Origin of the sequence: Corynebacterium sp. KPL2734 (assembly GCF_040225595.1) — a bacterium.
In the GTDB taxonomy this organism is placed as follows: domain Bacteria; phylum Actinomycetota; class Actinomycetes; order Mycobacteriales; family Mycobacteriaceae; genus Corynebacterium; species Corynebacterium rhinophilum.
The window spans coordinates 1-6,772 of sequence record NZ_JBEHFO010000031.1 but is presented as its reverse complement, the minus strand read 5'-3'; the positions used below and the strand labels follow the sequence as shown (position 1 = coordinate 6,772).

The window sequence follows — 6,772 nt, the reverse complement described above, 5'->3', positions numbered from 1 at the left end:
GTTGTCGAGGTAGAAATCGCGACATTCGAGTGGGTGTCATGGTGGAACGAGGTAAGGCTCCACCAAAGCCTGGGATACCGAAGTCCAGCCGAGGTGGAAACCGAATTTTGGAAGAAGAACCCGCAACAGGGAATAATAGAAATCAAGGCACATGCCTAGGAACAAAACTCGGGGCACTTCACGCCCATTCTTTTAATAAGCACGAGTGCTGATACACCGCAGGCCGTCTCTCACACTGCAAGTGTGCCATGAAACTGGGCGCGCCAGCGAGCATAGGTCGTGGTCAGGGGTGAGAACACCTGTGAGCAGATAGCAGGGCGCTTGTGTCAGGCAATGCGTCAGCGCATTCGCATATCAGTATGAGCAACAGAGCGCCCTCAAAACGTTAGGGCGTGCACGCGCAAACGAGCACCAGGACGTGGCAATCACACGGGCAAGGAAGTCGCGGGCGTAACTTCCACAGCAACGCTAAACCACAAAGGGTTTAACCGCTGATGCGGACAACTTATGACACGCCATTCTTTTACAGAAAAGGCGGCATCTCATAGAGGGATAGAACCGTACGCACTTAGCTCATCTGTCAACCCTAAATCCAGAAAAATAACTCTCTAGGTAAAGATATCCGTTTTCACTTCATCTGTAGAAAACATTATAACTGTGTAATACAATGCCTTTCGGGCACACAAGCTTACTTCTATGTCAAAGTGCCTCTCCAGTCAGTTCTACCCAAAAGGAAACCAAATGACCACTGTCATTGCCCGCTCTGCACCTACTACTGAAATGCCAGCTCTCGCCTCTTCGCCTCTGGGCGCATACTATTTTCCATATCTGCTTAGCGCAAAGGACCGCTTTGACCGAGCATTGCTCCGCTACGACGCTTGGTACGTGGTACTCGTTGCAGTACTCCTCGCCCTAGGCACCGTCCTCCTAGCAGGTATGGCCGTGTGGTGCGTAACGAAAGGTCACGGCAAATTCACCGGACACTGGAAATGGGTAAAGTGGGGATTCTCAGTCAACATGGAATGCGAGCGCTAATCCACTATAACGACTAATGCTCACTACATCATCAATCACCTACTACTACGCTGGCAGCTCTTCTCCAGCTATCAATGACATAAGCTTCGAGGTTGCCCCCAGTGGAGTAGTAAGTCTTGTTGGTTCAAATGGATCCGGGAAGAGCACTTTGCTAAAAATGCTTGCCGGAATCCTCACCCCCAGTACCGGGACAATCAGCCTATCCGGATTGCCCCCTGCCTCGCGGGAGGCAAAGCAGAATACCCTGCTCCTAACCGGCAATGAAAACCTCCCTGATTTCCTAACCGGACTAGAATTAATAAAATTTTATTCTTCGCTATACCATCAGCCAGTTGACTCTCAAAAACTAGACGACTTACTTCAGAGATATCAACTATCCGGGCAAATTAGCTCTCTTATTGAAGACTACTCCCACGGAATGAAAAAGAAGCTCCAATTCATCTGCGCTCTTTTAATGAGCAGGGATTTAACTATCCTAGATGAAACACTCAATGGTGTTGATTTTCAGTCCCTTCGCTTAGCGAAAGAAGACCTGTCTAATTTATCGCGTGATAAAACAGTCATTCTATGCACCCATGACAATTTTCTCACTGAAGACCTTGCTGACCGATACCTAGGTTTAAAAGATGGACGGCTGCTACGCGACGTTACCTACACTGATATGTCAAACCAATACGGCAGCCTTACTTCTCTTCTCGAAAACCTCGTAGAGGAGGGAAACAGGTGACAGTCGTTCAGGAAACACTATCTATAAGCAGGTTTTTCAGAACTTTCCTGATTAGAAGAATGCTCTCCCTCGGCATTCTGCGATACCGAGGGACGCGAATACTGTTGGCGTTCCTCGGGACCACCCTCTTAATAGTGCTGGCCACCATCGGCTACCTCTTTTACAGAGGGTCGGATAAAGCTAAGCATATAGACACATTAGTCTTAGACCTAGCCAATCTGACACTCCCCCAATGGGTCTTTATTGGCTTTATTGTGGTAAGACTACTTTTTCTCAAATCATCAAATATGCTCTCTCTAACTGAGAGCCTTCCCGTTACAGACCACCAGCGTTCGGTTGCCCTTTTCATAAATGAATTAGTATTTATCGCGGGAATTCTGATAATCATATTCTTTTCTTCTATCGCACCCCTGCCATTTGTTTTTGGGATAGAAGTATCTAGCCAAGTGGCTACTTCTATCGTTTTTCCCGCAGCCACACTAGTGGTTGGACTTGCCTTCATCTACAACATACTGACTTGGGGTTTTTCTGTAATCCGGCTGGAAAGAATAAAAGACATATTAGCAATTTCCGTATTGCTAATACTCGCTGGATTATCTCAGATTGGAATGACGACGAAAGTCGCTAGAATTACCTCAGCATTCCAATCTGGGGACAGAGCATTCCTGTGGAGTGATACCTACACCTGGATTTCGGAAAAGTATGGCTTTTTCATTTGCTCCCTGACGGCTGTTATCTCATGTATTTTTCTATTAACAGCAGCAACCCTAACAAGCGGAGCGCTCTTCACCAGACAAAAAGAGTACATCCTTACTAGAACGCCCTCTAAAGGAGACTTAAGTAATCCGTCTACTATTCGCCAAACCCTCTTTAAGTCTTACCTCCTTAGTTTTTTAAGAGCGCAAGAAACTTGGATTACTCTAATATTCGCGCTGGGAGGTTATATTCTTCTCATTATTTCTCAGTCTATCCCCCCCATTCTAGTCGGAGAAATAATTTCGTTCCTAGGAATCTATGCCTACTCATCAACAAGTCCGCTACGCAAATTTCCATCTCTTAAGGTACGCCCCGTTGAGGTCTACCTCTTCCTTTGCTTATCTTTGTTAAGCATATCTATTCCGTTTGTACTCGTTTTCTTTATAGGATTTTGGGCCATTGGGGGGGACAGCACTACGGGACTAATTAGCGTAATTGGCTGTATTGGGACTATTCCACTAACTACAACTTTAGGGATTATTCTTCCCTCCGAAAAAGACAATCCTCTTGCAATTATAACTGGTATAGCCATCGCTGCTATATCTGTAATATTCTTTGTCTTAGGGCTTTCCGTGTTTTCCCTTCCCCCCTGGGGGTGGGCAATCGCCACGCTATTTTTCCTTCTAAGCGTAGCGTCAGCCGGAATAATCGAAATAAAGAAAAATTCACTTCCAGACCATTAAGGAATAATAATGAAATTCTTTTCCACTGCGCTTGCCAGTCTTATCATCGCATTTTGCTTGACCGGCAGCGCGGCAGTCTTAATGATTCTCTATTTAGCGTTCTCAAATGACGCCGAAGAATTCAAAGCAACCGGCTTGTTCGATTCAGTCTTCTTCTCTTCTTCGGTAAACGAAAGAAACAATCTAGACGCGACCTTTGGAATCAATAGCCAGTTGAATTTGTTTATCATTTTCATGGCTCTTTTTATCTTCTCATTTATAACCATCTTGATTTTTCGCGCACTAACGCGATACAAGGAAAATTTAAAATCTTCCACCCGTGAATAGAAAAAATATAAACGCCAACGCGTTAATATCGTTGGCTGGAGAATTAACAGTTGCCATATGCCGACAGATGTCCCCCTTGATAATTGTCCTGGCGGGGATAGCCCTACTGGCATCTACATTTGCCATCGCTTTTAGAGACACATCCCTTCTTCCTGTACTCACCTTTTCTCTAAAAGCATCCTTTTTTTACGCATTCCTTCCTTTCTGGACTCACGAAATGGGTCATATCGTTGCATCTTCAATATTTCTCCCTGAGGACCCCCCAAAGATAGAATCCACACTCTTCCGCATATCAGTAGTTACTAAACAGCCAAAGCTTGCTCGGGATGCAAAAATCATCGCATGTATGGGTCCTTTTAGTGCAGCATTTTTAGCATTTCCAGCTTTTGCAATGGACTCTTTTGGTATTGGCATATGCTGTTTAGCCCATCTCATTTTCCTATTTCCTCCCTTTGGAGACGGAAGAATACTGTGGCAACGGCACTAAAGAATCGACAAACTAATTCATTAGTCAGAACGCAACTTGTCAGCATCTTTTATACCGAGAACCTTGTCAAAGAAGGTCTGATGGGTTGTGCATGAGTACCTAATCCACATAAGGAGATGAAACAGAATCGCTACTGTAGCTTGACGAGAGTCGACCGATAAGACCAAGATTGACGCGATTGAAAAGAAGCTGCTTGCTAAACACTGAAATGGATGCCCATCTGGGAAGTAAACGTACCGCCCTGTTCCCTAGGCCCGGTCATTTCCAACGATCCGTAGCCAGAGTTGATGGTCTTGGTATAAACCCCATTACGGTGATTGCCGCCGTGAGATAGTTCACCTTTAGGCTTTCGTCTTCCGGCCGGCATGGCCGTAGCCCAAATGCGCATGACTTCCCGCCTGCAGAGCATCGATGGAAGTCGACAGCTCGCCGATCAAACTCGCGAGAGCAGGACTTTACATCAGCTTCTCGCTGATCTCATTGCTGGGGTTGCCCGCAAATCGTGGACACGTAGTCAAGCTACCTCGTGGTTAGGCAGCGATTTCTTTTCTGCTGGTGGTTAGGCTGGTGTGATTCTCGAAGTCGACAGGGCTTACCATCCCGAGGGCTTCAGTGCCGGCGTCGACGGTTGTAGACGACTTCAATCCAGTAAGCCACAGCCTGACGCGCAGTATCGCGGGTTGGCCAGCGCTTCCGGTCGTAGAACTCGGTCTTAAGCGTCGACCAGAACGACTCAGCCATCGCATTATCGAAACACACCCCGGTGCGCCCTACCGACTGAGCAACACCTAGGTTGCGGCACACCTCCCAGAGCTGCTCACTGGTAAATTGCGTTCTGCGGTCAGCGTGAAACACCAGCCCGTCAGCAACGTCACCGCGGAAGTGCGTGCGCCATCCGCAGTGCTCGTTCAACCAGGTATGTATCTTGCACGCTATCCATAGCCCAGCCCAGCACCCTGCGGGAATGACCATCGCGGACCGCGCATAAATACAACCAGCCTTCACCAGTGCGCAGATAAGTAATATCTGACATCCACACCCGGTTGAGCTCACCGGTATCACACATGCGCTTGACCAGGTCATCAAAAGCAGATTTACGCTTAGATTGAGTCGTTGTCACCGGCACAAAAGCACGCGGTGACATCCCTTCAATGCCCATCAGACGCATCCGCTTAGCCACAGTCTTGCGATTCACACTGATCTGGTAGCGCTCGGCGAGTTCTGCGGGGTCAAGTCCCGTGTAGTGGTGTAGCCGTTTGTGCTTTCGGCTCGATATGAAGTTCGGGGTTTGGTTAGGCGGTTAGCTGGTGGTGGTCGTCACGATGTTCTTCTGGGTGGTGCATGAGGTGTTTGGTGTGTTCGAGTGCGGTCAGTGACATGTAGCGTTTTTGTTGGATCCAATCGTCGTGTTGCTCGGCTAGGACCGCACCGACAAGCCGGATGATGGATTCACGGTTTGGGAAGATGCCGACGACGTCGGTGCGCCGGCGGATCTCTCGGTTTAACCGTTCTGTGGGGTTGTTTGACCACACCTTCGTCCAGACTGGTTTCGGAGCTGCGGTAAACGCCAGTACTTCATCGAGTGATTCCTCCACATACGCCGCGACGTGAGGGAATTTCGGCTCCAGCAGGTCGACGACTTCGCGGGCTTGTGCCCAGGTGGATGTGGCGTCAGGTTGCTGGAAGATCGTCTGGAACATCGCAGAGACCATCGGCCATTGTGTTTTCGTGACCTTTTCTTAAGAGGTTCTTCGCGAAATGGGTGCGGCACCGCTGCCACGACGCATTGGGCAGCACTTCGGAAATGGCGTGCTGGATGCCTTCGTGGGCATCACTGGTGATAAGGAATACCCCGGTAAGTCCGCGGGCTTTTAAGTCCTGGAAGAAGCCTTTCCACGACGCGTTGGATTCCGCGGTAGCGACGTGCATGCCGAGCATTTCGCGGTACCCGTCGGCGTTGACTCCGGTGGCAAGCAGCACTGAACATTTGACCACCCGGCCGCCTTCACGGACTTTGATCGTGAGCGCGTCGCACGACACAAAGGCGTACCCGCCGGGGTCTAGTGGGCGGTTTTTAAAAGTCTGCGACCATGTCGTCAAGCTCTTCTGACATGCGTGAGACTTGCGATTTCGACATGCTGGAAATCCCAAGTGTTGCCACCAGATCATTCATCCTGCGGGTGGAAACCCCTTTGAGGTAGCACGTGGCGATCACAGTCGATAAGGCCCGTTCTGTACGCGTACGGCGCTCTAACAGCCAGTCTGGGAAGAACGCACCGTGGCGCAGTTTCGTCCACCGCCACGTCGATCGTGCCGACACGGGTATCAAGGTCGCGGTGGCGATACCTGTTGCGGTGGTTGACCCGCTCGGTGGAGACAACCGCTGTATTCGGCGCCGCAGACGGTGTCAGCCTGGACGGAGAGGATCTGGTTGATAAACCCTTGCAGCATCTGGCGCATCAAATCCGGAGATGGGTGGGCGAGCAGATCATCCAGATAGGTTGTCGGGTCGATAGAATGCGGTGCAGCGGTCATCGTCATAGGCCTTTCGGTGAGATGTGGTAGTTGAGTCGAAAGGTTAACTGGCGGTGGCCGCCCACTACTTTCCGGGGCCCACCATCAGCAATGAGGTTACCCTCGTTTAGTGGACACCCTATTAGTACGGATCTTGTGTCCGTAAGAGAGGATGTTCATTGTGAGTTCGTCAAGGAAGAAGTACACCCCGGAGTACCGGCAGGAGGCCGCCAGACTGGTCAT

At 49.4% G+C, this 6,772-nt stretch carries 4 protein-coding genes and 2 pseudogenes; 4 read left to right on the top strand and 2 right to left on the bottom strand.

Features of this window, described 5'->3' with window-relative positions:
* Nucleotides 1-1,051: 1,051 nt before the first annotated feature.
* Genes ABRP88_RS11140 through ABRP88_RS11125 form a run of 4 tightly spaced genes read left to right on the top strand, consistent with a single transcriptional unit; the run spans nucleotide 1,052 to nucleotide 4,015 of the window.
* The gene (locus ABRP88_RS11140) at nucleotides 1,052-1,762 is read left to right on the top strand and encodes an ATP-binding cassette domain-containing protein (protein ID WP_349837230.1); all 711 of its coding nucleotides are present in this window, start codon (nucleotides 1,052-1,054) and stop codon (nucleotides 1,760-1,762) included.
* Complete coding sequence (locus ABRP88_RS11135) at nucleotides 1,759-3,201, top strand: hypothetical protein (protein ID WP_349837229.1); 1,443 nt, start codon at nucleotides 1,759-1,761, stop codon at nucleotides 3,199-3,201. Before ABRP88_RS11140 ends, ABRP88_RS11135 begins: the two co-directional genes overlap by 4 nt.
* Before the next feature lie 9 nt (nucleotides 3,202-3,210).
* A complete protein-coding gene (locus ABRP88_RS11130) occupies nucleotides 3,211-3,528 on the top strand; it encodes a hypothetical protein (RefSeq protein ID WP_349837228.1) in 318 nt (105 codons plus the stop codon).
* Nucleotides 3,521-4,015, top strand: coding sequence for a hypothetical protein (locus ABRP88_RS11125; RefSeq protein WP_349837227.1), 495 nt, complete (start codon nucleotides 3,521-3,523; stop codon nucleotides 4,013-4,015). The genes ABRP88_RS11130 and ABRP88_RS11125 overlap by 8 nt, the downstream gene beginning before the upstream one ends.
* 575 nt (nucleotides 4,016-4,590) lie before the next feature.
* Here ABRP88_RS11125 and ABRP88_RS11120 read toward each other — a convergent pair.
* Nucleotides 4,591-5,201: pseudogene (locus tag ABRP88_RS11120) on the bottom strand (IS3 family transposase); the annotation flags it as partial.
* Nucleotides 5,202-5,307: 106 nt separating this feature from the next.
* Nucleotides 5,308-6,550, bottom strand: a pseudogene (locus ABRP88_RS11115) (IS256 family transposase).
* Between the last annotated feature and the right edge of the window lie 222 nt (nucleotides 6,551-6,772).

Bases quoted from the DNA above. Each gene is read 5' to 3' on its own strand.
- ABRP88_RS11140 (WP_349837230.1), top strand. From the start codon at position 1,052: ATGCTCACTACATCATCAATCACCTACTACTACGCTGGCAGCTCTTCT.
- ABRP88_RS11130 (WP_349837228.1), top strand. From the start codon at position 3,211: ATGAAATTCTTTTCCACTGCGCTTGCCAGTCTTATCATCGCATTTTGC.